This window comes from Kribbella yunnanensis (assembly GCF_039529655.1).
Lineage (GTDB): Bacteria > Actinomycetota > Actinomycetes > Propionibacteriales > Kribbellaceae > Kribbella > Kribbella yunnanensis.
Genome location: NZ_BAAANF010000018.1, coordinates 15587 through 41274, shown reverse-complemented (window position 1 = coordinate 41274; position 25688 = coordinate 15587). Strand labels below are relative to the sequence as shown.

Genomic DNA, 25688 nt, shown 5'->3' with positions numbered 1-25688 from the left:
AGCCGCCGGGTGGCGGAGATCCAGGCCTCGCATTCCGCCGTTCGGCGTAACCTCACTGTATGAAAGGCCTGTTGCTGCGCCTGTCGTCACTCGACGCCGACGCCGAGAGCGCCGTCCGCGTCATCGGCTTCTTCGACGCCCTCATGACCGACCGAGCCGAGCTGACAACTCTCCTCCGCAGCACAGCCGCCCTAGCCGAATGCCCAGTAGGCATCGACGCCCCCGCCCGCGGCCTGGTCCTCCGCGCCAACCCCACCGGCACCATCGACCTAGCCGAACCCCCGCCCAACGCCGACCTCCGCGAACACAACGACACCCGCTTCTGGCTAGCCCGCCCCACCACGCCCCTCCCGCTAGACGAAATGGTCCTGGAACGCTTCGCCCTGGCCGGCTCAATCCTCCTGGACCGAACCCTCAACAACCTCCCCGCCGTAGGCGACCCAGCCTTGGTCGAGCTAGTAATCTCCACCACCGCCGGCATCCCCGAACGCTCGAGAGCCCTACACCTCCTAGGCATAACCCCAACAAGCACCCTCCGAGTAGCCGTCTCAACCCCACCCCCACCCACCCCAGGCACCTCCGCCCCCGCATCTCGTCCGGCCGCTGCAGGCGGCCCCGCTCCTGGTTCCACGGCCGAGAGTCACTCCGGCCCCGCACCTCGGTCTCCTGCGGCAGGCGACTCCGCCCCCACCGCTCGTCCCGCGGCTGAGGGCGGCTCCGGCCACGCTCCACGTTCGACCGGTGCCGGCGAACCCGGCCCCGCCCCGCGTTCCACAGTCGTGGTGCAGGCCGCTCCTTCCTCAACCACCTCGCGCGTGATCTCCGGTCCGGGCGGCTCACACCTGGTGAGCCTGTGGACCGACCCTGACGCGCGACCGGCGGCCGACGTACGGACTGGGGTTGGGCCGATCGTGCCGGCGATTCGGGCGGCTGACTCTTGGCGTGATGCTTGTACGGCGCTCCGACTCACCTCGCCCGAGGCACCCGTCGTACGGGCTGACGATCTGGGCGGTCTGCTCGTGGTGGTCGAGCGACTGCGGCCCGAGGACATCGCCGCCTCGCCCGACGTCGCCGCGCTGGACCGAATCGCCGCCGAGCCAGGTGGCGCCGACCTACTCGCGATCCTGCGTGCGTACTCCGTCACAGACTCGGTCCGCAAAGCCGCCGCGCTCGTCTTCCGGCACCACAGCACGGTCGCGTACCGGCTCGAACACGCCGAGTCCGTCCTCGGGTTCCCGTTCAGCAACGCGGGCGGCCGGTTCCGCCTGCATCTGGCGCTGACGATGCGAGCCTTAGGATCAACTCCGTGGCAGGACTCCTGATTGCTGGTACGACGTCCGACGCCGGCAAGACGACCGTGGTGACCGGACTGTGCCGCTGGCTGGCTCGCCAGGGTGTGCGGGTGGCGCCGTACAAGGCCCAAAATATGTCGAACAACTCGATGGTCTGCGCCGACGGTACCGAGATCGGCCGGGCCCAATGGATCCAGGCGATCGCGGCCGGCGCCGAGCCCGAGGCTGCGATGAACCCGGTCCTGCTCAAACCCGGCAGCGACCGCCGCAGCCACGTCGTCCTGATGGGCCAGCCCTGGGGCGAACTCTCCGCCCGCGGCTTCCTCACCGAACGCGCCGAGCTCGCCAAAGCCGCCTTCGCCGCGTACGACGACCTCGCGTCCCGCTACGACGTGATCATCGCCGAAGGCGCCGGCAGCCCGACCGAGATCAACCTGCGCCAGTCGGACTACGTGAACATGGGCCTCGCCCAGCACATCAAGTCGCCCGTCGTCGTGGTCGGCGACATCGACCGCGGGGGAGTGTTCGCCTCGATGTTCGGTACCGTCGCGCTCCTCGACGCGGCCGACCAGGCGTTGATCAGCGGGTTCCTGATCAACAAGTTCCGCGGCGACGTCTCGCTCCTCCAGCCCGGTATCGACATGCTCACATCGGTCACCGGCCGCCCGACGTACGGCATCCTCCCGTGGCTGCCCGAACTCTGGCTGGACTCGGAAGACGCCCTCGACATCCCGGTACGCCGAACCGCCGCGAGCGCCGATGTCCTGTCGATCGCCGTCGTCCGCTTCCCCCGGATCAGCAACTTCACCGACCTGGACGCCCTCGCCGCCGAACCCACGAACAGCGTCTTCTTCACCACCAGCCCAGCCGAAATCCGCGACGCCGACCTGGTCGTCCTCCCCGGCTCCCGCGCCACCGTCTCCGACCTCGCGTGGATGCGCTCCCTAGGCCTGGACACCGCGGTCACCACCCGGGCCGCCCAAGGCCGCCCGATCCTAGGAATCTGCGGCGGCTACCAACTCCTCGGCGGCCCCATCACCGACCCCCACGGCGTAGAAGGCGGCGGCACCCACATCGGCCTAGGTTTGTTGCCCGTAGCAACCGAATTCGCCCGCGCCAAAACCCTCGCCCGCCCCGCCCCGACCGCCTACGAGATCCACCACGGCGTAGTAACCGTCACCGGAGACGCGGATCCCTTCCCCGGCGGCTGCCGCACCGGCAACACCTGGGGCACCATCTGGCACGGCCTCCTCGACGACGACCCCACCCGCCACACCTTCCTCACCGAAATAGCCGCCCTCACAGGCAAACCCGCCCCCGACCGCACCACCTCCTTCACCACCCTCCGCGAATCCCGCCTCAACCGCCTAGCCGACGCCATCGACGAACACGTAGACACCACCGCCCTCCTACGCTTGATCGAATCCGGCCAACCCCCCACCCCCTTCATCCCCCCAGGCGCCCCCACCCTCCCCTGACCCCGTCCACCATCGGCTGCTGCCACCGAGCCCTCGCAACCAGTCGTCCCCGCGAGCGCCGGGGCTGCCTGTCGGGTTGGGGGGTTGCCCCCTGAAATTTTCGATGGGCAACCCCCCAGCTCGAGGGATATCCCCGCGAATGGGGGGTTCGCGCACAAGGGCCGAGGAGGGGGAGGCTCGTCGGTGCCGGGGGTGAGGCGACCATCTGCTGGGGGTGTGAACAGGAACTGGTGGGCCGAGACAGGGAATAACGTGTTCAAGCCCACCACCGGGTTTGCTCACCCCCGCGGACTGGCTGGAATCTCGCCCGCGGCGGCGGGCGCTGGGCCTGGCGCGCTGGTCCGCGAGTTCGCGCGGGCGAATTGTCGGGGCGGGCGGTTAGCGTGCTGGGTATGAAGACGGTGCTGCATGATTATTTGAAGGACACTCGGGCGTTGGTGCTGGCGAAGTTGGATGGGTTGAGTGATTACGACCAACGCCGTCCTCTGGTGCCGTCGGGGACGAATCTGCTCGGGCTGGTGAAGCACTTGGCGGGGATCGAGTACGTGTATCTGGGGACGAGCGTGGGGCGGCCGCCGAAAGAGCAACTGCCGTGGGAGGCGGATGGGTCGGTGTGGGAGGGGGCGGACATGTGGGTGCAGCCGGGGGAGAGTTCGGAGTACATCACCGGGCTTTACCGCGAAGCCTGTGCGCACAGCGATGAGTCGATCGCCGAGCTTGAGCTGGACGCTCCGGCGGAGGTTCCGCATTGGGCGCCGGAGAAGCGGCGTACGACGTTTGGGGCGCTTCTCATCAGGGTGGTTGACGAGACGGCGCATCATGCCGGCCATGCCGACATCGTCCGGGAGCTGATCGACGGCCAAGGGGGCCGGGACAGCGACGCTATGGACGACGCCGGCTGGTCGGAGTACTACACCACCATTCAGCGTGCTGCCGAGGCATTCAAGTAGGTCACCAGCCCAGCACGGTGAGTTCGGCGGCGCTGGTCCACGGGCCTCGGTTGCCGGCTTCGGTCAGGGCGCGCAGGCGGAGGTACCGGGCGGTCGTCGGCCAGCAGCGGATGGTCTTGGCCGCAGCTGTGTCGGCGAAGCGGCCGGTGGCGTGGGCGGAGCCCCAGTTGGTGCCGTCGGTGCTGAGGTAGAGCTCGTACTGGCCGATGCGCCCATTCGCGCTCCCGTCCTGCCGAGGCAGATAGGTGAGCCCGGTGACAGTACGCGCGGAACCCAGATCGAGCTGGATCTCGTGCGGCAACGGAGCAGCTGGATCACTCCAGCGTGAGTGCCAGTACGTCGACGTGTTGCCATCGACCACCGCGGTTGCCGGATTGCCCGTCTCCTGGCTGTCGAACGAGCGCACCGAACACGTGAGCCGCCCGGACGACATCACCGGATCGCTGACACTCGCGACCCCCTTCTCGAGGTGTCCGGCGAACCGCCGGACGAACCCGTCGGTGGTGTCGGCGGTCGCGGTCAGGTCGTACCAGCCGTCGGCGCCATTCGCCGTACTCCACCAATCCTCAACCGAAGCACCGGCCGCCACCCCGTACGTCCAAGGCCCACCAGCGCGGTTGTTCGTCTGGATCGTGACCACGCAAGCCTTCGTCCCGGCGTTCGTCATCTTCAACCAGACCAGATCGTCGGCGGGCGCATACCGCAGCGTGACCTCGGGGTTGGCGTTGCCGTTCGTGGTGGCGGTGATCCGGTTGCCGGCGAAACGACGGACGAAACCGTTCGGCCCGACCACGGTCAGATCGTAAGCACCACCCGGCGTACCGGCTTGCCAGTAGTCGGAAATGTTGCTTCCGGCACCGACCGTGTAGCGCCACGGACCATCCGTGCGGAAGGCATTGGCATACACATAAAAGTGCGCCCCGGCAGCCCCGCTGTTGGCGAAGTCGATCCAGAAGTTGTCGGCGGCAACTCGACCCGAGACGGTCAACGTGTACGGCACCGGCCGAGCCGTCCGCGGACCCGGCTCCTGAACAGGCAACACCTGGTTCGCCGGGGGAGCCGGGTACGTCGTCTCCCAGCCAGGCGTAGGTGGTGTCGTGGGCAGCGACGGATAGCTGGGGTTGGTCGTCGTCAGATCAAGCGTGGAAGTCAGGTCCCCGCACACTGCACGCCGCCACGGGGAGATGTTGGGTTCCGCGATCCCGGACCACTTCTCGAGGAACTGCAGCACCGACGTGTGGTCGAAGACCTGTGAGCTCACATTCCCACCGCGACTCCAAGGCGAAACAACGAACATCGGCACCCGCGTACCGAGCCCGATCGGCTCACCGTTCACGAGCTCGTCGGCAACCCCAGGCGTCGACTGACCCTCAGAAGTGGACACCGGCGGCACCGGCGGCGGGACATGGTCGAAGAAGCCGTCGTTCTCGTCGTACGTGATCAGCACGAGCGTCTTGTTCCACACCTGCGGATTCGACGCGAGCTTGTCGAGGATCTCCTTGGTGAAGTTGGCGCCCTCGGCCGGACCCCACGCGGGGTGTTCGCACTTCGGTTCCGGCGCGACGATCCACGACACCGCCGGCAGCCGCCCATTGGTGATGTCGTCCGCAAACGCAGGCACCAATTGATCCGCCGCCACCCGAGCCAGACCGCGATCGTAGAGCCGCCGCTCGGCCGGGGTGAGTGTCGCGACACCGTCAGCGAGCTGCTGCAGCAGAGTCGCGCGCTGCGAAGCATTGCCCGGTCGCACCCCTTGGTCGTAGAAGAACTCGAGCTTGCTGTACGACGTCTTGGCGAGCGCCTTCTTCCCGACATCGAGGAACTTCTTGAAGAAGTCGAGCGAGTTGTCCCCGTAGTTGTCCCACTCCTGGTAGACCCGCCACGTCTTGCCCGCCGCCTCAAGACGTTCCGCGTACGTCGTCCACGTGTACCCCGTGTGTCCCGGGTTCTGCCAGGCATCGTTGCCGATCGCACGAGTCGACGTACCGGGTTCGAAGCCGAGCATGCCGGTGAACAGGTAGAACCGGTTCGGATTCGTCGGTCCGAGTTCGGAGCAGTGGTAGGCGTCGCAGATCGTGAACGCATCGGCGAGTGCGTAGTAGAACGGCAGCTCGGAGCGGAGATGCGTCGCCATCGAGTACTTCGTCTTCTGCGGAATCCACTGGTCGTTGCGGCCGTGGTTCCAGGCCCGGTGACCGGTACCCCAGTCGTGCGGCGTGCCGGTCATGTACTGACTGGCCACCGGATATGGCAGCACGTACCCGGTCCCGCTCGGCTGGTGGAACACCGACCGTCCGGTCGACAGGGTCCGCGCGAGCGGATCGTTGAAGCCGCGGACCCCGCGCAGCGTGCCGAGGTAGTGGTCGAACGAACGGTTCTCCTGCATCAGGATCACCACGTGTTCGATCATCTCCAGCCCGCCGGCCGGGGCAGGAGCCGCGAGGGCACGCTGCAGGCTGTCGGGTAAGGCCGAGAACACGCTCGCGGTCGCGGCGGTGAGGCCGGCGGTCTTGAGGAAGTCTCTCCGGTCCATCGTCATCGTTACACCTGTTCTGTCGGGGCGGCGCCATCAAGGTGGAAGACGTTCGGTAACGGTGTAAGGGCCTGCGGTGACGGCGTCAAGGCCTGTCGCTCCGGATGGTCCGGTGCTACCGTCGAAGGTCAGTGCCCCAGACCACGGCAACGGTCAGTCGTCGAGTAGGGGCAATTTTCATGTACATCGCAGCGCCAGTCGCCGAACTGGGCTGCTCATTCTTGTGGCCGGGGGGTCCTCAGCTGCTCGCCGTCGGCGATCCGGCGACGGCCCAGCACCTCGGCTCCTGGTCGTTCGGGCGGCCCGGCGGGACTCATCCCTTCGTCGGCGCTGTATTGGCCGCTGTCTGCACTCCTCCACGGCGGCAGCACGCCATCCACCAGATTCCTCCCCCTCGCCGGCAGTGCCCGGACCTGCCGGCTCGTACCTCCGCTGTCCCGAGACCGATCGGCCGCGCCGGATGACTTGACGACTGTGACAGTAGAACTGTCACAATGGCGGCATGGGACCTCTGGAGGGCGTGCGCGTCGTCGAGCTGGCCGGCCTCGGCCCGGCGCCGTTCGCCTGCATGATGCTGGCCGAGCTCGGTGCTGACGTCTTGCGGATCGAGCGGCCGGGCGGCGGTTTGGCGATGGGACCGCCTGAGCTGGAGCTCGTGAACCGCGGTCGCCGCAGCGTCGCGCTCGATCTGAAGAACCCGGCCGCGATCGACGTCGTACGGCGTTTGGTCGCGCAGGCCGACGTACTGGTCGAAGGGTTCCGGCCCGGGGTTGCCGAGCGGCTCGGAGTCGGCCCGGACGACTGTCACGCGCTCAACCCGCGCCTCGTCTACGGCCGGATGACCGGCTGGGGGCAGGACGGGCCGCTCGCCCAGTCGGCCGGGCATGACATCGACTACCTCGCGCTCTCGGGTGCCCTGCATCTGATCGGCAGGGCCGGGGGACCGCCGCAGGTCCCGGCCAACCTGCTCGGTGACTTCGCCGGCGGTTCGCTCTACCTGGTCGTCGGCGTACTGGCCGCCTTGCACAACGCCCAGCGGACCGGCGAGGGCCAGGTCGTCGACGCCGCGATCGTGGACGGCTCGGCGCATCTGACGACCATGCTGCTCGGCGCGCTCGCGGGCGGTTCCTGGAAGCAGGAGCGGGGGACGAATCTGCTCGACACCGGCGCCCCGTTCTACGACGTGTACGAGACGGCCGACGGCAAGCATGTCGCGGTCGGCGCGATCGAGCCGCAGTTCTACGCCGAGCTGATCAGCAAGCTCGGCATCGAGGCACCGGATCGCTACGACCCGGCGAACTGGCCCGAACTGCACAAGGTGCTCGCCGAGACCTTCCGGCAGCGACCGCAGGACGAGTGGACCGAGCTCTTCGACGGCTCCGATGCCTGCGTGTCCCCGGTCCTGCCGCTGGCGGGGGACCACCCGCATCTCGAGGCTCGCGGCACGTTCGTCGACAAGGACGGCGTCCGCCAGGCCGCGCCAGCTCCCCGCTTCTCCCGTACGCCGACCACTCTCGACCGCCCGCCCGCAAAGGCCGGTCAGCACACCCGGGAGGCACTCGCCGACTGGGGCATCACCGACATCGACGGTCTGATCGAGACTGGCGCCGCCGTACAGAACTGAGAGGAATCCGCCTGTGGAACGTCAGCTCTTCGACGCCGATCACGATGCCTTCCGGGAGACCGTCCGGGCCTTCTGTGACAAGGAGATCGTCCCGCATCACGACAGCTGGGAGGCGGCCGGCATCGTGCCGCGGGAGCTGTGGACCGCGGCCGGTGAGGTCGGTCTGCTCGGCTTCATGGTCCCCGAGGAGTACGGCGGCGGCGGGGTGCGCGATTTCCGGTTCAACGCCGTGCTGCTCGAGGAAGCGGCCCGGGCGCACGCCAGTGGGGTCGGATTCTCGCTGCACACCGACATCGTTTCGGCGTACCTGCTCGACTATGCCAACGACGAGCAGAAGGCGCGCTGGCTGCCCGGGTTCAGCTCGGGGGAGACGATCACCGCGATCGCCATGAGCGAGCCTGGTGCCGGCAGCGACCTGCAAGGTATCCAGACCACCGCTCGCCGCGACGGTGACGACTACGTGCTGAACGGCCAGAAGACCTTCATCTCCAACGGCATTCTCGCCGACCTGGTGATCGTGGTCGCCAAGACCGACCCGGCCGCGGGCGCCCAGGGCATCTCACTGATCGTGGTCGAGCGCGGGATGCCCGGCTTCGAGCGCGGCCGCAACCTCGACAAGATCGGCCTGAAGGCGCAGGACACCGCCGAACTCTTCTTCGACAACGTCCGGGTCCCGGCCGCCAACCTCCTCGGCGAGGAGGGCCAGGGCTTCGTCTACCTGATGCAGAAGCTGCCGCAGGAGCGCCTCGCGATCGCCGTCATCGCGGTCGCGGCCTGCGAGAACGTCCTCGACGCGACCCTGAGCTACGTCAAGGAGCGCACCGCGTTCGGCCGCCCGATCGGCTCCTTCCAGAACAGCCGCTTCGTGATCGCGGAACTCGCCACCGAGATTCAGATCGCCCGCGTCTTCGTCGACCGCTGCATCACCGAACTGAACGCCGGCACGCTCACCGTCGCCGAGGCCGCGATGGCCAAGTGGTGGACCACCGAACTCCAGAAGAAGGTCGTCGACCGCTGCCTGCAGCTGTACGGCGGCTACGGCTTCATGACCGAGTACCCGATCGCCAAGGCCTATCTCGACACCCGTGTCCAGACCATCTACGGCGGTACCACCGAAATCATGAAGGAGATCATCGGCAGAACGATGGGCATCTGAGAGGTTCAGGTGGTTGACTGCCCTCAGGATGCCTGAGGGAGGTCGGCCATGGGGATTGTTTCGCCGGGGTTTACCGGTCGTCGCCGGAGTGCGGAGGAGCTGCCGCCGGGGCAGTACCTGACACACGACTTCCCGGTGCTGTCGGCCGGGCCGACGCCGCAGGTGCGGACCGAGCACTGGGAATTCACCGTGACCACGGAGACCGGTGAGAAGCACAAGTGGGACTGGGCTTCGCTGCTCGCGTTGCCGTCCGAGGAGATCACTAAGGACATCCACTGCGTGACCCGCTGGTCGAAGCTGCAAACCGAGTGGCAGGGCGTCTCGCTCGGCACGTTGCTGGCCGATGTCGAGACCTCGGCCGACTTCGCGCTGGTGAGCAGCTACGGCGGCTACACGACCAACCTGCCGCTGGACGACCTGCTGGACGGTCAGGCCTGGATCGCCTACGAGTACGACGGCGACCCGATCGATCCCGAACATGGCGGCCCGGCGCGGTTGCTGGTGCCGCATCTGTACTTCTGGAAGAGCGCCAAGTGGGTGCGGGGCCTGGTGCTGTCCGACAGCGAAGACCTGGGATTCTGGGAGACGGCCGGTTACCACGAGTACGGAGACCCATGGAAAGAACAGCGGTACGCCGGCGACTGAGCTGGCAGGTCGCCACCGTCGCCGATGTACGACGGGAAACCGCGACTGCCCGCACGATCGTGCTCGACGTTCCGGACTGGCCCGGTCACCTGGCCGGGCAGCACCTTGATGTCCGGCTCACCGCGGATGACGGCTACCGCGCGTCCCGGTCTTACTCGATCGCGTCCGCCTGGACCGGTACGACGATCGAGTTGACCGTCGAGTCGGTTCCGGATGGCGAAGTCTCGCCGTACCTGGTCGACGTACTGAAGCCGGGCGACCCGCTCGAGCTGCGTGGCCCGGTCGGCGGCTGGTTCGTCTGGAAGCCCGAGCAGGAAGGGCCGGTCCAGCTGATCGGCGGTGGATCCGGCGTCGTTCCGCTGCGGGCGATGTTGCAGGCCCACACCTCCAGTACGACGCCCTTCCGGCTCCTGTACTCCGTCCGTCGCCCCACCTCGGTGATCTATGTGGACGACCTGCGCGACCTGGCGGCGTCCGACAACGTGCACGTCAGTCTCGTCTACACGCGCGAAGCGCCGGCGGGCGAGACTCGAGTCGGCCGCATCGACGCCGAGACGATCGAGCAGCTCGCATTCACCCCGGCTGACGAACCCACGACGTACGTCTGCGGGCCGACGCCGTTCGTGGAGACCGTGGCCGACCTCCTGGTCGCCGCCGGCCACGATCCCGCCCGAATCCGAACCGAACGCTTCGGACCGACAGGAGGTTAGCGCATGTCTCTCAATTCTCCGCCTACTGCGCGGCACTCAGCACGGCACCTCGCCGCACTGGAGGAAAGGCCACGATGAACACCGCATCGAGGCCTCCCCTCCAGCACGCCGAGCTACCGCACCGAGCACCTGCTCGCTACGGCGCAGAATCGAGAGACAGGCGCAAGCGATGACCGACTACCTGGACGGCAACGCCGCCGCCGGCGCGTTGAGCGAGGTGTTCGCGGTCGATGTGACGGCCGCGATCGCTCGCTGCGACGGCTGCGGCCAGACCGGCGTCTTCGCCGACACCCGCCTCTACCTGAACGCGCCGGGCATGGTCGCCCGATGCGCAGGCTGCGATCACGTACTGCTGCGCGTGGTCACCACCCCGACCGAGACGTACGTCGACCTCCGCGGCCTCACCTACCTCCGGCTACCGACGCCCTGATTACCTGGTGCAGCAGGGGTTCGGAGCGTTAATCTGGCCGAAGTTTCGGTGACCCCAGACCCTGGTGCCGATTCTGCAGCCGATCAGGGTTGTGGGGGGCGGATGACGCCTGACTATCTGGACCGTCTGGCCCGGTCGGAGCCGTTGGACAGCTGGCGCCCGGACGAGCTGGTCGCCGCGCTCGCGATGGTCGAGGGGCTGGATGCGACCCGCAAGCGCTGGGAGCCCAGCACGGTGGTCGTCGACATCCGCTACGCGAGGTACCGGCGTCGGCTCCGGCAGGAGCTCGACCACCGGATCGCGGACGACAACCTGCTCTGACGTCTGAAGTGGAGCGTGGGGGATGAGCGCATCTGACCGCAGGGTGCGAGAGGTCTTCATCGAGCTGGCCGACACTCTCGTCGACGACTTCGATGTCATCGAGTTCCTCGATCGGCTCGCTGTCCGCTGCACTGAGCTGCTCGAGGTGACCGGATGCGGCATCCTGCTCGCCGACCCCCAGGGCAATCTCAATCTGATCGCCGCGTCGACGGCGGAGGCCAGGCTGGTCGAGCTGACCCAGGTGCAGAAGTCGGAGGGGCCCTGCCTGGAAGCATTCCGGACCGGCCGTCCGGTCCAGCGCGCCGACCTGTCCGACGGCGACCCGCGCTGGCCGCTGTTCACCGCCGCTGCCCGCGAGGCCGGTTTCCTCTCAGTACAAGCGCTGCCGATGCGGTTGCGCGATGTCGTGATCGGCGCTGTGAACCTGTTGAGCGACCGTGCCGAACCGCTCGACGTGGACACGATCGCCCTCGGCCAGGCGCTCGCCGACGCCGCCACGGTCGGCATCCTCAATCAGCGAGCACTGGTCAGGCAGGAGGAGCTCAGCCAGCAACTCCAGGCCGCGCTGAACAGCCGCATCCTGATCGAGCAGGCCAAGGGCTACCTCACGCACAGCCTCGGCCTGGACGTCGACGACGCCTTCACCGAGCTGCGCACCTACTCCCGGTCCAACCACCGCCGGATGACCGACGTCGCCAATGACATCGTCCAGGGCCGGCTGGACATCAGGGACGCGCCCTAGCCGTCGGTACCCATGCCACGTCTACTCTGCCCGCGTTTGCTCTGCGTACGGCGGATGGTCTCGCGCTGGGTCTCACCGACGGCACGCTCGTAGGCGATCACGAGTCCCTGGATCGTGACCGGCTTGAACCGCTCGACGAGCTGCTGGATGTGTTCCGGAGCGCCGCCCGAGTCGCGGTAGTGCGGCCAGACCATGGTCCGGAACACCTCGGTCAGCTCCTCGGCGATCGCGCGGCCGTGTTCGGAGAAGACCTTGGTGACGGCGAGCACCGCATCGACCGGCAGATCCAGGTCGAGCAGTTCGGCGCCGAGTCCGAGATGGGCGGTCGCGACGTGGAAGACATCCTCGTCCGGCGTCGGCTCGACCACGCCGAGCGCGACCAGGGCGACGATGTCGTCATCGCTCAGTTCGCGGCCAGTACGTCGTACCAGCGCGGCCCGGTCGAGGGTTTCGGGCAGATCGCGCATCCACGGGGTGAGCAGCGTGCGGTGCAAGGCGATGTCCTGGGGCGTCGCGTCGGCCGGGATCCGCTCCAGGTAGCCCTCGATCGCGGACAGCGTGAACCCGTGCGCCTGCAGCTCCCGGACGAGGTCGAGACGCGCGATGTGCTCGGCGCCGTAGTACCCGACCCGGCCGCGCCGGACCGGCGGCGGGATCAGGCCGCGCCCGGCGTAGAACCGCAGCGTGCGGACCGTCATCCCGACCCGGGTCGACAGTTCGTCGACCGTGAGAGTGGCGTCGTCGGATGAGTCGGGCATGGCGGAGATCATAAACGAGTCCTCTTGACGACCGTGACACCAACACTGTCACAATGCGGGGGACGACTCGACCGACGGGAACATCATGAGTGAAGCCTTCCTGTACGACGCGATCCGCACCCCGCGCGGTAAGGGCAAGCCGACCGGCGCCCTGCACGAGGTGAAACCGATCCAGCTGATCACCGGCTTGCTGGCGGAGTACCGGGCCCGGAACCCGCAGCTCGATCCGGCGGTGATCGACGACGTGGTGCTCGGCGTGGTGACGCCGATCGGCGACCAGGGCATGGATATCGCCCGGACCGCCGTACTGATGGCCGGTTATCCGAACACGACCGGCGGGGTCCAGCTCAACCGGTTCTGCGCCTCCGGCCTGGAGGCGGTCAACCAGGCCGCGCAGCGGGTTCGCTCCGGCTGGGAGGACTTCATCCTGGCCGGCGGTGTCGAGTCGATGTCCCGGGTGAAGATGGGCTCGGACGGCGGCGCCTGGGCGATGGACCCGGAGACCGCGCTGGCCACCGGCTTCATCCCGCAGGGCATCAGCGCCGACCTGATCGCGACCATGGACGGGTTCTCCCGGACCGATGTCGACGCGTACGCCGCCGAGTCGCACGCGCGGGCCGCGAAGGCCTGGGCGAACGGGTACTTCGCGCGTTCCGTCGTACCGGTGGTCGACCGCAACGGGCTCCAGGTTCTCGACCACGACGAATTGGTCAGGCCCGGTACGACGGTCGAGACGCTGGCCGGTCTGCCCGCCTCGTTCGCGGCGATCGGGGAGCACGGCGGTTTCGACGCGGTGGCCCTCGAGGAGTACGTGAAGGTCGAGCGGATCAACCACGTGCACCACGCCGGCAACTCGTCCGGCATCGTCGACGGCGCCGCGTTGGTCGCTGTCGGCACCGAGAAGGCGGGGGAGGCTCTCGGGCAGGCGCCGCGCGGCCGGGTCGTCTCGGTCGGCGTCAGCGGCGCGGACCCGACGATCATGCTGACCGGCCCGGCGCCCGCGGCGCGCAAGGCGCTCGCGAAGGCGGGCCTGGACGCGTCCGATATCGACCTGTTCGAGATGAACGAGGCGTTCGCGGCCGCTGTCCTGCACTTCATGAAGGACCTCGGCGTACCGCACGAGAAGGTGAACGTGAACGGCGGCGCGATCGCGCTCGGGCACCCGCTCGGTGCCACCGGTGCGATGCAGATCGGAACCCTGCTGGACGAGTTGGAGCGGCGCGAGCTCCGCTACGGTCTGGCCACCCTGTGCGTCGGCGGCGGCATGGGCGTCGCGACGATCATCGAGAGGCTCGCAGCATGATCGAGTGGAAGAACGACGCCGGCGTCATCACGTTGACGATGAACGATCCGGACGCGTCCGCGAACACGATGAACGACGCGTACGTCGCGGCGATGGGCAAGACGATCGAGCGGCTCGAGGCCGAGAAGGCGCTGATCAAGGGCGTCATCGTGACCTCGGCCAAGTCCACGTTCTTTGCCGGCGGCAACCTCGAGCTGCTGATCCAGATCCAGCCCGAGCATGCACAGCAGGTCTTCGACATGGTCGAGGAGATCAAGCGCCAGCTCCGCGTCCTGGAGACGCTCGGCGTCCCGGTCGTTGCCGCGATCAACGGTACGGCGCTCGGCGGCGGACTGGAGATCGCGCTGGCGACGCATCACCGAATCGTTGCCGATGACAACCGGATCGAGATCGGCGTACCGGAGGTGACGCTCGGTCTGCTGCCCGGTGGTGGCGGCGTGACGCGAACCGTCCGGATGCTCGGCTTGCAGGACGCGTTGATGAAGGTGCTGCTGCAAGGGCAGCGGATGAAGCCTGCCCACGCGAAGTCGGTCGGGATCGTCGACGAGGTCGTGCCCGCCGATCAGCTCCTCGACGCGGCCCGCGCCTGGATCGCGTCGTACGACGGCGATGCGAAGCAGCCGTGGGATCGTGACGGGTACAAGATCCCCGGCGGTACGCCGTCCTCGCCGAAGCTGGCCGCGTTCCTGCCGGCCTTCCCGGCGAATCTGCGTAAGCAACTGAAGGGTGCGCCGTACCCGGCACCGCGAGCGATCATGAGCGCCGCGGTCGAGGGCGCGCAGGTCGACTTCGCCACCGCGTCCCGGATCGAGTCGCGGTACTTCGTGTCGCTGGCGACCGGGCAGGTCGCGAAGAACATGACCAAGGCGTTCTTCTTCGACCTCCAGGCGATCAACGCCGGGGCATCGCGGCCGGCCGGCATCCCGCCGTACAAGGCTCGCAAGGTCGGCGTTCTCGGCGCGGGCATGATGGGCGCCGGGATCGCCTACGAGTGCGCGCGGGCCGGGATGGAGGTCGTGCTCAAGGACGTCTCGCTGGAGGCGGCCGAGAAGGGCAAGGCGTACTCGGAGAAGCTGCTCGCCAAGCAGGTGCAGAAGGGGCGCAAGACGCCGTCGCAGGTCGAGGAGTTCCTCAGCCGGATCACCCCGACCGCCGACCCGAACGACCTGGCCGGGGCCGACCTGGTGATCGAGGCGGTCTTCGAGAGCGAGGAGCTCAAGCAGAAGGTCTTCGCCGAGATCGCCGGGGTGGTCGAGCCCGACGCACTGCTCTGCTCGAACACCTCGACACTGCCGATCACCTCGCTCGCCGATGGGATCGACCGGCCGGACGACTTCGTCGGGATGCACTTCTTCTCGCCGGTCGACCGGATGCCCGCGGTCGAGCTGATCGTGGGGGAGAAGACGTCCGACCGGACGCTGGCCAAGGCGTACGACGTCGTACGGCAGATCAAGAAGACGCCGATCGTGGTCAACGACAGCCGTGGTTTCTTCACCTCGCGGGTCTTCGGCACGCTGGTGATGGAGGGCGCGGCGATGGTCGGCGAGGGCGTCGACCCGGTAATGATCGAGCGCGCCGCGTCGCTGGCCGGGTTCCCGGCACCGCCGCTGGCGATGCTCGACGAGGTCACGCTGACGCTGCCACAGAAGATCCGCGACGCTGCTCGGGCGGCCGGCGGGAGCGCCGGTGCCTTCGACGACCACGCCGGGATGGCGGTCACCGACCGGATGGTCAACGAGTTCGACCGCCGCGGCAAGGCGGCCGGTGCGGGCTTCTACGAATACCCCGCCGACGGGCCGAAGCACCTGTGGCCCGGGCTGCGCGAGCACTTCACCGGTACGTCGGAGGCCACGCTCATCGACCTCCAGGACCGGTTCACGTTCATCATGTCGCTGGAGACCGTCCGGTGCCTGGATCAGGGCGTACTGCGCTCGGTCGCGGACGCGAACATCGGCTCGATCTTCGGAATCGGCTTCCCGCCGCTGCTCGGAGGTGCGCTCCAGGCGATCAACTCATACGGCGTACCGGAATTCGTCGCCCGGGCGCGGGAGCTTGCGGCGACGTACGGATCGCGATTCACTCCGACGGAGTCGCTGATCCGGATGGCCGAGGCTGGGAAATCGTTTAACTGATCACGGCCAGATACCGTCCGCGCAACATTCCACACAATCGAACAAATAGCAGCGCGCCCGGTCTTGCGCCGGGCGCGCTTTTGGGTCAGGGTGCCAGAGACTTCTTCAACGATTCACCCGAGTAACGTGCGCGGGTGGAGACTGTTGCGATGTTGGATTTAGTTGTACCGTGTGCGAAATCGGAGATGCTTAACGCTGTTAAGTAACTCGGAACTCCTGGCGTCCCAACCCCTGCGGCGCTGCTCTTCGGGAAGGTGGAATTCATGCCTGCTCATGTTCCGAACGCTGGTCTGAACCGGCGGGATCTGCTCAAGCGGGCCGGTGGCCTCGCTGCCCTCGCCGCGCTCACCGCGGCCTGTGGCGGCAATACCGGCCGCCCGTCGAGCGGCGGCAGTGGTGGCGGTGCGAAGGTCAACCTGTCGCAGTGGTACCACCAGTACGGCGAGGCCGGCACCCAGCAGGCCGCCGCGAAGTACGCGAAGGCCTACACGGACGCGAACGTGGCCGTCCAATGGACCCCTGGTGACTACGCCAGCAAGCTCGCCTCCGGCTTGCTGTCGAGCAACGGTCCGGATGTCTTCGAGAGCCAGCTCAACATCGGCATGGTGAAGAGCGGCCAGGTGGTCCCGCTCGACGACATCATCGCCGACGTGAAGAGCGACTTCTCCGAGGGCGACCTGGCCACGAACACGATCGACGGCAAGGTCTACGGCATCCGGATGATCGTCGACCCGCAGGTGATCTACTACCGCAAGTCGATGCTCGACAAGGCCGGCATCAAACCGCCGGAGACCATCGACGACCTGATCGCCGCGGCCAAGGAGCTCACCACCGACAAGGTGAAGGGCATCTTCGTCGGCAACGACGGCGGCAACGCGCTCGGCGGCCCCGCCCTGTGGTCCTCCGGCGGCACCTACCTGACCGACGACCACAAGCCGGGCTTCACCGGTGAACGCGCAGCCCAGGCCTTCGGCAAGCTGCACCAGATGTACGCCGACAAATCCGTCCTGCTGGGCGCCCCGACCGACTGGTGGGATCCGGGCGCCATCAACCAGGGCCTGGTCGCGATGCAGTGGATCGGCATGTGGGCGGTCCCCGGCATGCAGAAGGCGCTCGGCGACGACCTCGGTGTCTTCGCGTTCCCCGCGCTCGATGCCCAGGGCAAGCCGGCCGTGTACTCCGGCGGCTGGACCCAGTTCGTCTCCGCGAAGAGCGCGAACGTCGAGGCGGCCAAGAAGTTCGTGAAGTGGCTGTGGATCGACCAGGCCGAGTTCCAGGAGGACTGGTCGCTGAACTACGGCTTCCACATCCCGCCGCGCAAGAGCCTGGCCGCGAAGGCTGCCAAGCTGCAGAGCGGTGTCGCGGCCGAGACCGTCAAGCTGACCACGGACTACGGGCACACCGACAACCCGTCCTGGACCCCGAAGATGGGGACCGCCTTCGCCGACCTTCTCACCAACGTGATCAAGAAGGGAGCTGACCCCTCCGCGGAGATCACGAAGGCCGAGAAGACGGTCAACGCAGAGCTGTCGCGGCTGTTCGGATGAGCAGCAGCACCGACGTCCGCCGTACCGACTCCGCCGCGCCTGACGCGCGGCGGAAGCGGGGACGGCGGCAGAAGGGGATCGCCGGGACCACGTTGTGGTTCTGGCTGTTCGTCGGCCCGTTCGTGATCGGGCTGCTGATCTTCTCGTACCTGCCGATCATCTGGAGCCTGGTCCTCAGCTTCTTCGAGGCCTACAACACGGTCACCCCGTCGAAGTTCGTCGGTCTGCAGAACTACGTCGACATGCTGACCGACCACAACTTCCTGTCCAGCCTGGGCACGTTCACGATCTTCGCGGTCTTCATCGTGCCGCTCACCTTCGTGCTCTCGCTGGCGCTGGCGCTGCTGGTCAACCAGGTGAAGATCGCCAAGGCGTTCTTCCGCTCGGTGTTCTTCCTGCCGACCGCGTGCTCGTACGTCGTCGCCTCGCTGATCTGGAAGTTGTCGATCTTCAACGGCGTCCGGTTCGGCCTGGCCAATACCGTGCTCGGCTGGTTCGGCATCGAGAACGTCGCCTGGCTGTCGACCGTGGATCCGCCGTGGTACTGGATCCCGATCATCAGCGTGCGGCTGTGGCTGCAACTCGGCTTCTACATGATCCTGTTCATCGCCGGTCTGCAGCGGATCTCGCCGACCCTCTACGAGGCGGCGTACGTCGACGGCGCCAAGCCGGGGTGGCAGATCTTCCGCTACATCACGTTGCCGCAGTTGCGCGCGACCTCGGTCTCGGTGTTGATCCTGAACCTGATCGCGGCGTACCAGGCGTTCGACGAGTTCTACAACCTGGTCGGCAACGTCAACTACGCGCGGCCGCCGCTGGTCTACCTGTACGGCATCTCCCTCGGTTCGATCCAGGACCTCGGGCACGGTTCGGCCGGCGCGCTGATCCTGGCGGTCATCATCATGCTCGTGACCCTGTTGCAGACACGGATCTTCGGCTTCGGAAAGGCAGGTGACTGATGGCCACCGCGGAACGTACCTCAGGCACGCTGGAGCCGATCGGCTACACCCGCAGCCCGCTCGGCCGCGTCGGCATCGGCCTGCGCTGGCTCGCCCTGCTGATCGCAGTCATCCTGTTCCTGCTGCCGTTCTACCTGATCCTGCGCAACGCCCTGTCGACCGAAGCCGACATCACCGCACCGGACTGGACCCTGTTCCCGCCCGAACTGCAGTGGGGCAACATCAAGGAGCTGTTCAACGACACCCAGGTCCCGATGGCGCGCGCGATGTACAACTCCGCCGTCGTCGGCATCCTCGGTACGGCGGGCCAGCTCCTGCTCGCGTCAATGGCCGGCTACGGCCTGGCGCGGATCCCGTACCGGCACGCCGACAAGGTCTTCTACTCGGTCGTCGCGACCCTGATGATCCCCGGCGCGGTCACCTTCATCCCCAGCTTCATCGTGGTCTCGTCACTGGGCTGGGTCAGCACCCTGCGGGGTCTGATCATCCCCACGCTCTTCAGCGGATTCGCCGCTTTCCTGTTCCGGCAATATTTTCTGAATTTTCCCAAGGAACTCGAAGAAGCAGCCCGCGTCGACGGAGCCGGCTATTTCGGCGTCTTCTGGCGCATAGTCGTCCCCAACTCGCTGCCCTTCTTCGCCGCCATCGCCGCCATCACCTTCATCGGCAACTGGAACTCCTTCCTCTGGCCCCTGGTCATCGGCCAGGACTCCAGCTCCTGGACCATCCAAGTGGCGATGTCCACCTTCATCACCGCCCAGACCGTCAACATCCACGAACTCTTCATGGCAGTAGCGGTCTCAATCCTCCCGCTGGTCCTGATCTTCGCCTTCCTCCAGCGCTACCTCATCCAAGGCGTAACCCAATCCGGCATCAAAGACTGACCAAGGACACCGCTCCGCGGCGGCCATTCCCCCGGCCGCCCACCCGCCCCCGGTGGGGAGTCCACCAGGCTCCCCACCGGCGCTCGATCCGCCGACCGACAGGACGTATATATCCACGAGCGCCCGATCCGGCGCTCCCACCGCCTGCGCCTCCACCTTGGTGGCCGTATACGTCCTGTTGTTCCGCAGAATGGTGTGATGGCTTTTCCTAGTGCGGTGATGTTGGGTGACCCGGACTTCGTGCCGGTGACGCGGAGTGGGATCACGCGGGGTGTGCAGGCACTCGGCGTGCGGGCGGGGGACGTGCTGATGGTGCACGTGCGGTTGTCGGCGCTGGGCTGGGTCGTGGGCGGTATCGACACCGTGGTCCACGGCCTGCGCGACGCCGTCGGCCCCAACGGCACCCTGCTCGCCTTCTGCGGCTGGGACGACAGCCCGTACCACGTGAAGTTCTGGCCAGAGACCTGGCAACGCGCGTACGACGACCTACCGCCATTCGATCCGGCGGTGTCGTCAGCACGCCGCGACTTCGGCCGTTTCCCGGAACGCCTACGCACCTGGCCAGGCGCCTCCCGAAGCGGCCACCCCGAGGTGAGCTTCGCGGCCCTCGGCCCGCACGCGAGCGACCTGCTGACCGAGACCGACGACCCATGGGGTCCCGACGGCCCACTCGGCCAACTCGTCGCACTCGACGGGCGAGTGCTGTTCCTGGGCGCCCCGCTGAAAACGCTCACCTTGTGCCACCACGCCGAAGCCATCGCCGATGTAGAAGGCAAACGGTTCCACGAATACCGCATGCCGGTCGGCGCCGAGTGGCGCGACTACAGCACCCTCGACACCTTCTACGGCTCACTCCCGTACGACGCCCATGGCATCGACCACCCGGTCGCCGTACTGGCCGAGCAAGCCGTCCAAGCAGGAGCCGCCCGCGAAGGCAAGCTGGGCGAGGCGACCACCTGGCTCTTCAACGCTCCAGCCACCGTCGCAGCCGCCGTCCACTGGATCGAACGAACCTTCTAATCGCCCAACCGACAGGGTGGGGTCGTACGGCGCCCGGCGTCGCGTCGCTCGGATGCGGCCGGGTTCGTACGGCGGTGGTTGCTCGCCGCTGCGGCCGGATTTACAGAGGGGGTGTGCCTGGCCGGGCGGTGGCTGGGCTGCTTGGCGAGGTCGGCGGCCAGAGGTGAACGTTGCCAGGGCTTCCGGGCTGTGGTCACCGCCGGGGGTGAGGAGGCCAGTCAGCTGACCCGCCGCGGTGGATTGGACTTGTTCGGGGTGCTGTCTGGGGGTGCTGGGGTGTCCTACCTCCCGAAAACGACGGGTGGGACTCCCCGGCCTCATCACCGAGCAGGCATCAGCTGAGGCCGAGCTCCCCAGCCCCCGCATACCGCGCCGGCCCAGCCAACAACCGGGGGTTTGGATAGGAAATCGTGGGCTTGAACAGGTCATTTCCTGTTCAAGCCCACCATGCGGTCTCCACACCCACGACTCCGTCTTACAGTCCCAGGCGTCTGCGTCCTGCCCGTTGGGGGCTACTCCGCGGTCTGGTAGGTCGGGGTGAGGATCGCGCGGGCGAGGGTGTGGAAGGCGAGGTTGAAGCCGACAACCGCGGGGGTGGCTTCGTCGTCGACGTCGAGGGCTTCGATGTCGAGGGCGTGGACTACGAAGTAGTAGCGGTGGTTCTGGTCGCCTGCGGGCGGGGCGGCGCCGCCGTAGTTCTTGGTGCCGAAGTCGTTGCGGACGTGGAAGGCACCGTTCGGGAGGCGGTCGGTGGAGCCTGCGCCGGTTTCGAGGGAGGTGACGTCGGCGGGGAGGTTGACCAGGACCCAGTGCCAGAAGCCGGAGACGATCGGGGCGTCGGGGTCGAAGCAGGTGACGACGAAGCCCTTGGTCTCGGCGGGGAAGCCGGACCAGCTCAGCTGCGGGGAGGTGTTGCCGGCGGCGAAGACCTGGGCGTCGGAGAGTTGCTTACCCTCCGTCACGTCAGTGCTGGTGAGGGTGAAACCGCCCACCTCGGGGAGTAGTTCGTACGGGTCCGGTGTGACGGGACGGTCGAGCGACATCTGGGGTCCTCCCCGATCTGTGACGTGTGGTGTATCCGACATTACTGTCCATCGGATCGCATGCCGTCCGAGGGGACTCGCCCGAGGATGCGAAGATCGGTGCACGAGTGGGCACCGAACAGTGGAGGGCATGCGGTGGAGGAGTACCTGGCGCGGATTGCGCCCGCGGACGAGGTGGCGATGCGGGCGGCTGCGGAGCGTCAAGGGCAGCTCACGAAGCCGCCGGGCGCGTTGGGCGTGCTGGAGGATCTCTCCGTGCGGGTGGCGGGGATGACCGGGGTGTGCCCGCCGGCGGTGCCGATGCCGGCCGTGGTGACGGTGTTCGCGGCCGATCACGGCGTACACGCGCAGGGGGTTTCGCCGTGGCCGCAGGAGGTGACTGCCGGGATGCTGGCGAACTTCGCCGCCGGTGGCGCCGCGGTGAACGCGTTCGCCGCGAACAACCGGGTCGAGGTCCGGGTCGTCGATGTCGGCGTGGCCACGCCGGTGGAGGAGCTCGACATCGTCCACGCCAAGGTTCGCCTGGGCACGCGCGATCTGTCGGTCGAAGCAGCCCTCACGAACGACGAGGTGCGGGCCGCGATCGCGGTCGGCTTCGACCTCGCCGACACCCTGGTCCGGGACGGCTACCGCTGTCTGCTGACCGGCGACATGGGCATCGCGAACACGACCGCCTCGGCCGCGCTCATCGCCACGTTCACCGGTTCGACCGCCGAGGTGGTGACCGGCCGCGGTACCGGGATTGACGACGCGACCCTCGCTCACAAGACCGCGATTGTGCGGTCGGCGCTCGAAAAGCACGCCGTACCGGCGACTGACCCACTCGGTGCACTCCAGGCGTACGGCGGCCTCGAGCACGCCGCGCTGGCCGGATACATCCTCGGCGGTGCGGCCAACCGGGTCCCGGTCATCCTCGACGGGGTCATCGCCGGCGGGGCGGCCCTGGTCGCGCAGGCGCTGCAGCCGCACTCGATCGAGTACTGCGTCGCCGGCCACCGCTCGGCCGAACCAGGGCACGCGGTCGCGCTGAAGACGCTCGGGCTCATCCCGCTGGTCGACCTGGACCTGCGGCTCGGCGAAGGCACGGGTGCCGTGCTCGCGTACCCGATCCTGGCCTGTGCGGTCCGCGCCCTCGGTGAGATGGCGACCTTCGAGTCCGCTGGGATCGACTCGTGACCGACCAATACCTCTCCGGCCTCGTCCTCACCGGGCGCCGCGTCGTCGTGGTCGGCGGTGGCGGAGTCGCCCAGCGTCGCCTGCCACGGCTGCTCGAATCCGGCGCAGTCATCGACCTGATCTCCCCGTCGATCACCCCGACCATCGAGGGTCTCCTGGCGAACCCTTCGCTGACGTGGATCGAACGCGGCTACACGAACGGCGACCTCGAGAACGCCTGGTACGTCGTCGTTGCCACCGACGACGCGGTTGTGAACGACGAGGTGTCGCGCGAAGCCGAAGAGCGCCGCATCTTCTGCGTCCGTTCCGACGACCGTTCCCGGGCGACCGCATGGACCCCGGCGTCGGGTCAGCACGACAACGTCACCATCGGGGTGCTCGGTGGAGGCGACCACCGCCGTTCGGCGGCCGTCCGGGACGCGATCCTGGAAGGGTTGCGGACCGGTGAACTCGGCGCCCGGGACGCTAGCGGTAGGCGACCCGGCGTGTACCTGGTCGGCGGGGGACCGGGCGACCCGGACCTGATCACCGTGCGCGGCCGCCGGTTGCTCGCGGAGGCCGAAGTGGTCGTCGCCGATCGCCTCGCACCGCAACAGCTACTGGACGAGTTGTCACCCGATGTCGAACTGTTCGACGCGGCGAAACTCCCGCGTGGCCGAGCCGCCCAGCAGGAGGAGATCAACCGGATCCTGGTCGAGCGCGGTCTCGAAGGAAAGGTCGTCGTACGCCTCAAAGGTGGTGACCCGTACGTCTTCGGCCGCGGTTTCGAAGAGGCCCTCGCGTGCGCCGAAGCCGGTGTCCCGTGGACCGTCGTACCGGGCATCACCAGCTCGATCTCCGTGCCAGCAGCAGCCGGCATCCCCGTCACCCATCGCGGTGTCACCCACGAGTTCACCGTCGTCTCCGGTCACATCCCCCCGTCCCACCCGGACTCACTGGTCAACTGGGATGCGCTCGCCCAACTCTCCGGCACCCTTGTCCTCCTGATGGCAGTCGAAAACCTCCCCGCCATCACCGAACGCCTGATCGCCGCCGGCCGCCCCGCCACCACCCCCGCCGCAGCCGTTGCCGACGGCACCCTCCCCAGCCAGCACCTGGTCACCTCCGACCTCGCCAACATCGCCACCACCATGCACGAAGCCGGCGTCGGCGCCCCCGCAATCATTGTCATAGGCAACGTAGTCGAAGTAGGCAACTCAGCCCGCCCCAAGGGCTCTGCGTGAGTCAGTTGGTTGAGGTTACTGAGGCTGGGGATCCGCGGTTGGCGGATTATGTGCAGTTGCGGGAGGTTAGCCTGCGGCGGTTGCTGGAGGAGGAGCACGGGCTTTTTATTGCCGAGGGCGACAAAGTCATTCGGCGGGCGGCTGAGGGTGGGTTTGTGCCGCGGTCGTTCTTGCTGGCGCCTCGGTGGCTGGAGTCGTTGGGTGATGTGCTGGCGAAGTGGCCGGAGACGCCGGTTTACGTGGTGTCGGAGGAACTGGCTGAGCAGGTCACCGGGTTTCATGTGCACCGGGGTGCGCTCGGGTCCTACCGGCGTACGGCGGTTGCTCCGCTCGAGGAACTGCTGACCCCGGCGGTACGGCGGATTGCGATCTTCGACGACATTGTCGATCACACGAACGTGGGGGCGGGGTTCCGGGCCGCGGCTGCGATGGGTGTGGACCTGGTGCTCGTCACGCCGACCTGTGCGGATCCGTTGTACCGGCGGTCGATCAAGGTGTCGATGGGGACGGTGTTCCAGGTGCCGTGGACTCGGCTCGAGAGCTGGCCGGGGGCGCTGGGCGTCCTCAAACAGCGGGGGTTCGTGTCCGCCGCGTTGGCGCTCATCGACGAGTCGATCACGCTGGACGAGTTGGCGGCGCGGAACGACGAGCGGCTGGCGCTGATCTTCGGGACCGAGGGGCATGGGCTGAAGCCGCATGTCCTCGAGCAGGCTGATCTGACGGTGAAGATTCCGATGGCCGGGGGAGTGGACTCGCTGAACGTCGCCAGTTCGGCGGCGGTCACGTTCTACGCGACCCGGAAACCAGCAGCGCGTCAGTAGCCGACGGAGTCGATACGCGCGGCGAGCGGCTGCAGGTCGTCGATGAACTGGTCGAGCTCCTCAGGCGTCAAGCTGGCATAGGCGGGAGCGGCTGCGGCGTCGGTCTGCTCCTCGATCCGATCCTTGAGCTCTCGGCCGGCCGCGGTGAAACCGTCGGTGGAGTCGACCAAGCCACGGTCGCGGAGACGCGCGACGACGGTCTCCAGTTCGGCGTCCGACAGCGGGTCGAGCCGACCGTACTCGCGCGGCTTCATCCCACTGTCCAGCGCCGCGAACACATGCGCCTCCTGACCATCGATGCCTGCGGCAACGAGTGCGGCATTGTGCCCGTCACCGCGGTGCTCCCGCAGCAGGGTGGCCGCGTGCCACAGCCGAGCAAGCGGCTCCACCGGTACGGCGATCGACCGCAGGCCGGCGTACAGCGGCCGACCCTCGACCGGCGCGCTCATCGCCAGCCGAAGCGCGAGGTCAGCGGCCCGAGCGACAGCGGGTGTGTCGGCGAGCGGACCGAGGATGCGGCGGAGGGCCGCGACGCAGCCGGCCTCTCGCGCGGCGAGGGCCTCTGACGGAGTGGTGATGTCCCAGACACCGGTGTAGAACTCGTCGGCCATGCCCGGCGCGAAGTTGTAGAAGATCGCGTCCACGACCGCGGCCGGTACCTGGCCCAGCGGTGCGGCCCGACCGGCGAAGTAGAGCGGCCAGTAGTTGGCGGAGTCGAACCCGATCGCCTCCATCGCCTCGTTCGGCTCGTCGGACATATAGGTGACCAGGTGGATCGGCTCCAGCAGCTCCCGACCGAGGTAGCGGGCGAGGTTCGTGTCAGGGGCGGTGATGGTCATCGTGACCTCCGGTGATCGGCCGGAATCGGCCCGTTGCCGATCCCTCACCCTGGCTACGAAGTCCCTCCGCCCACTTCGACAGCCGGCCCGAAAATTCGAGGA

The 25688-nt window shown here is 67.6% G+C and carries 23 protein-coding genes; 19 read left to right on the top strand and 4 right to left on the bottom strand.

All coding sequences use genetic code 11. From position 1 onward, the window contains the following. Positions 1-59 precede the first annotated feature (59 nt). The 3 genes from ABD231_RS27845 to ABD231_RS27835 all read left to right on the top strand — a co-directional run bounded on the left by ABD231_RS27845 (position 60) and on the right by ABD231_RS27835 (position 3720). Complete coding sequence (locus tag ABD231_RS27845) at positions 60-1322, top strand: PucR family transcriptional regulator (protein WP_344158334.1); 1263 nt, start codon at positions 60-62, stop codon at positions 1320-1322. Continuing rightward, entirely contained in the window at positions 1307-2770 is a 1464-nt protein-coding gene (locus ABD231_RS27840; RefSeq protein ID WP_344158332.1) for a cobyric acid synthase, read from the top strand. Before ABD231_RS27845 ends, ABD231_RS27840 begins: the two co-directional genes overlap by 16 nt. A 392-nt stretch (positions 2771-3162) precedes the next feature. Then, positions 3163-3720 carry a DinB family protein gene (locus tag ABD231_RS27835; protein WP_344158330.1) on the top strand — a complete coding sequence of 186 codons (558 nt, stop codon included), beginning with the start codon at positions 3163-3165 and terminating at the stop codon, positions 3718-3720. Between the two features lies 1 nt (position 3721). Here the strand turns inward: ABD231_RS27835 and ABD231_RS27830 are convergent, their stop codons facing one another. Then, positions 3722-6259, bottom strand: a complete 2538-nt coding sequence (locus ABD231_RS27830; RefSeq protein WP_344158328.1) for a phosphocholine-specific phospholipase C — start codon at positions 6257-6259, stop codon at positions 3722-3724. Between the two features lie 496 nt (positions 6260-6755). Here ABD231_RS27830 and ABD231_RS27825 point away from each other — a divergent pair, with 496 nt between their 5' ends. The 7 genes from ABD231_RS27825 (at position 6756) to ABD231_RS27795 (ending at position 11881) form a co-directional block, all read left to right on the top strand. Further along, positions 6756-7877 carry a CaiB/BaiF CoA transferase family protein gene (locus tag ABD231_RS27825; protein WP_344158326.1) on the top strand — a complete coding sequence of 374 codons (1122 nt, stop codon included), beginning with the start codon at positions 6756-6758 and terminating at the stop codon, positions 7875-7877. A 13-nt stretch (positions 7878-7890) separates the two neighbouring features. Next, the gene (locus ABD231_RS27820) at positions 7891-9033 is read left to right on the top strand and encodes an acyl-CoA dehydrogenase family protein (protein ID WP_344158324.1); all 1143 of its coding nucleotides are present in this window, start codon (positions 7891-7893) and stop codon (positions 9031-9033) included. 48 nt (positions 9034-9081) lie between these two features. Then, a complete protein-coding gene (locus ABD231_RS27815) occupies positions 9082-9678 on the top strand; it encodes a sulfite oxidase-like oxidoreductase (RefSeq protein WP_344158322.1) in 597 nt (198 codons plus the stop codon). Continuing rightward, positions 9648-10388, top strand: a complete 741-nt coding sequence (locus ABD231_RS27810) for a ferredoxin reductase (RefSeq protein ID WP_344158320.1) — start codon at positions 9648-9650, stop codon at positions 10386-10388. Before ABD231_RS27815 ends, ABD231_RS27810 begins: the two co-directional genes overlap by 31 nt. 169 nt (positions 10389-10557) lie before the next feature. Then, positions 10558-10818: a DUF6510 family protein gene (locus ABD231_RS27805; protein WP_132408755.1), complete on the top strand. Its 261-nt coding sequence runs from the start codon at positions 10558-10560 to the stop codon at positions 10816-10818. 102 nt (positions 10819-10920) lie between these two features. Then, positions 10921-11139: a hypothetical protein gene (locus ABD231_RS27800; protein ID WP_344158316.1), complete on the top strand. Its 219-nt coding sequence runs from the start codon at positions 10921-10923 to the stop codon at positions 11137-11139. Positions 11140-11161: 22 nt separating this feature from the next. Further along, a complete protein-coding gene (locus tag ABD231_RS27795) occupies positions 11162-11881 on the top strand; it encodes a GAF and ANTAR domain-containing protein (protein ID WP_344158314.1) in 720 nt (239 codons plus the stop codon). On the opposite strand, the gene ABD231_RS27790 is transcribed toward ABD231_RS27795, so the two are convergent. Beyond that, on the bottom strand, positions 11878-12639 hold the full coding sequence (locus ABD231_RS27790) for a MerR family transcriptional regulator (protein ID WP_344158312.1): 762 nt from the start codon (positions 12637-12639) through the stop codon (positions 11878-11880). The genes ABD231_RS27795 and ABD231_RS27790 overlap by 4 nt on opposite strands. Before the next feature lie 85 nt (positions 12640-12724). On the opposite strand from ABD231_RS27790, the gene ABD231_RS27785 reads away from it, so the two are divergent. The 6 genes from ABD231_RS27785 to aac(3) all read left to right on the top strand — a co-directional run bounded on the left by ABD231_RS27785 (position 12725) and on the right by aac(3) (position 20484). Then, positions 12725-13942, top strand: coding sequence for an acetyl-CoA C-acetyltransferase (locus ABD231_RS27785; protein ID WP_344158310.1), 1218 nt, complete (start codon positions 12725-12727; stop codon positions 13940-13942). Next, a complete protein-coding gene (locus tag ABD231_RS27780; protein WP_344158308.1) occupies positions 13939-16074 on the top strand; it encodes a 3-hydroxyacyl-CoA dehydrogenase NAD-binding domain-containing protein in 2136 nt (711 codons plus the stop codon). Before ABD231_RS27785 ends, ABD231_RS27780 begins: the two co-directional genes overlap by 4 nt. A 263-nt stretch (positions 16075-16337) precedes the next feature. Then, the gene (locus ABD231_RS27775; protein WP_344158306.1) at positions 16338-17621 is read left to right on the top strand and encodes an ABC transporter substrate-binding protein; all 1284 of its coding nucleotides are present in this window, start codon (positions 16338-16340) and stop codon (positions 17619-17621) included. Further along, complete coding sequence (locus ABD231_RS27770) at positions 17618-18580, top strand: carbohydrate ABC transporter permease (protein ID WP_344158304.1); 963 nt, start codon at positions 17618-17620, stop codon at positions 18578-18580. The genes ABD231_RS27775 and ABD231_RS27770 overlap by 4 nt, the downstream gene beginning before the upstream one ends. Next, on the top strand, positions 18580-19464 hold the full coding sequence (locus tag ABD231_RS27765) for a carbohydrate ABC transporter permease (protein ID WP_344158302.1): 885 nt from the start codon (positions 18580-18582) through the stop codon (positions 19462-19464). The genes ABD231_RS27770 and ABD231_RS27765 overlap by 1 nt, the downstream gene beginning before the upstream one ends. 219 nt (positions 19465-19683) lie before the next feature. Next, the gene (aac(3), locus tag ABD231_RS27760) at positions 19684-20484 is read left to right on the top strand and encodes an aminoglycoside 3-N-acetyltransferase (RefSeq protein WP_425554216.1); all 801 of its coding nucleotides are present in this window, start codon (positions 19684-19686) and stop codon (positions 20482-20484) included. 512 nt (positions 20485-20996) lie between these two features. Here the strand turns inward: aac(3) and ABD231_RS27755 are convergent. Next, positions 20997-21527: a YbhB/YbcL family Raf kinase inhibitor-like protein gene (locus ABD231_RS27755; protein ID WP_344158298.1), complete on the bottom strand. Its 531-nt coding sequence runs from the start codon at positions 21525-21527 to the stop codon at positions 20997-20999. Positions 21528-21662: 135 nt separating this feature from the next. Here ABD231_RS27755 and cobT point away from each other — a divergent pair, with 135 nt between their 5' ends. Genes cobT through ABD231_RS27740 form a run of 3 tightly spaced genes read left to right on the top strand, consistent with a single transcriptional unit; the run spans position 21663 to position 24747 of the window. Continuing rightward, positions 21663-22703: a nicotinate-nucleotide--dimethylbenzimidazole phosphoribosyltransferase gene (gene cobT, locus ABD231_RS27750; RefSeq protein ID WP_344158296.1), complete on the top strand. Its 1041-nt coding sequence runs from the start codon at positions 21663-21665 to the stop codon at positions 22701-22703. After that, complete coding sequence (gene cobA, locus ABD231_RS27745; protein ID WP_344158294.1) at positions 22700-23926, top strand: uroporphyrinogen-III C-methyltransferase; 1227 nt, start codon at positions 22700-22702, stop codon at positions 23924-23926. The genes cobT and cobA overlap by 4 nt, the downstream gene beginning before the upstream one ends. Beyond that, positions 23923-24747, top strand: coding sequence for a TrmH family RNA methyltransferase (locus tag ABD231_RS27740; RefSeq protein ID WP_344158292.1), 825 nt, complete (start codon positions 23923-23925; stop codon positions 24745-24747). Before cobA ends, ABD231_RS27740 begins: the two co-directional genes overlap by 4 nt. On the opposite strand, the gene ABD231_RS27735 is transcribed toward ABD231_RS27740, so the two are convergent. Then, positions 24741-25586: an SCO6745 family protein gene (locus ABD231_RS27735; protein WP_344158290.1), complete on the bottom strand. Its 846-nt coding sequence runs from the start codon at positions 25584-25586 to the stop codon at positions 24741-24743. The genes ABD231_RS27740 and ABD231_RS27735 overlap by 7 nt on opposite strands. Positions 25587-25688: the final 102 nt, after the last annotated feature.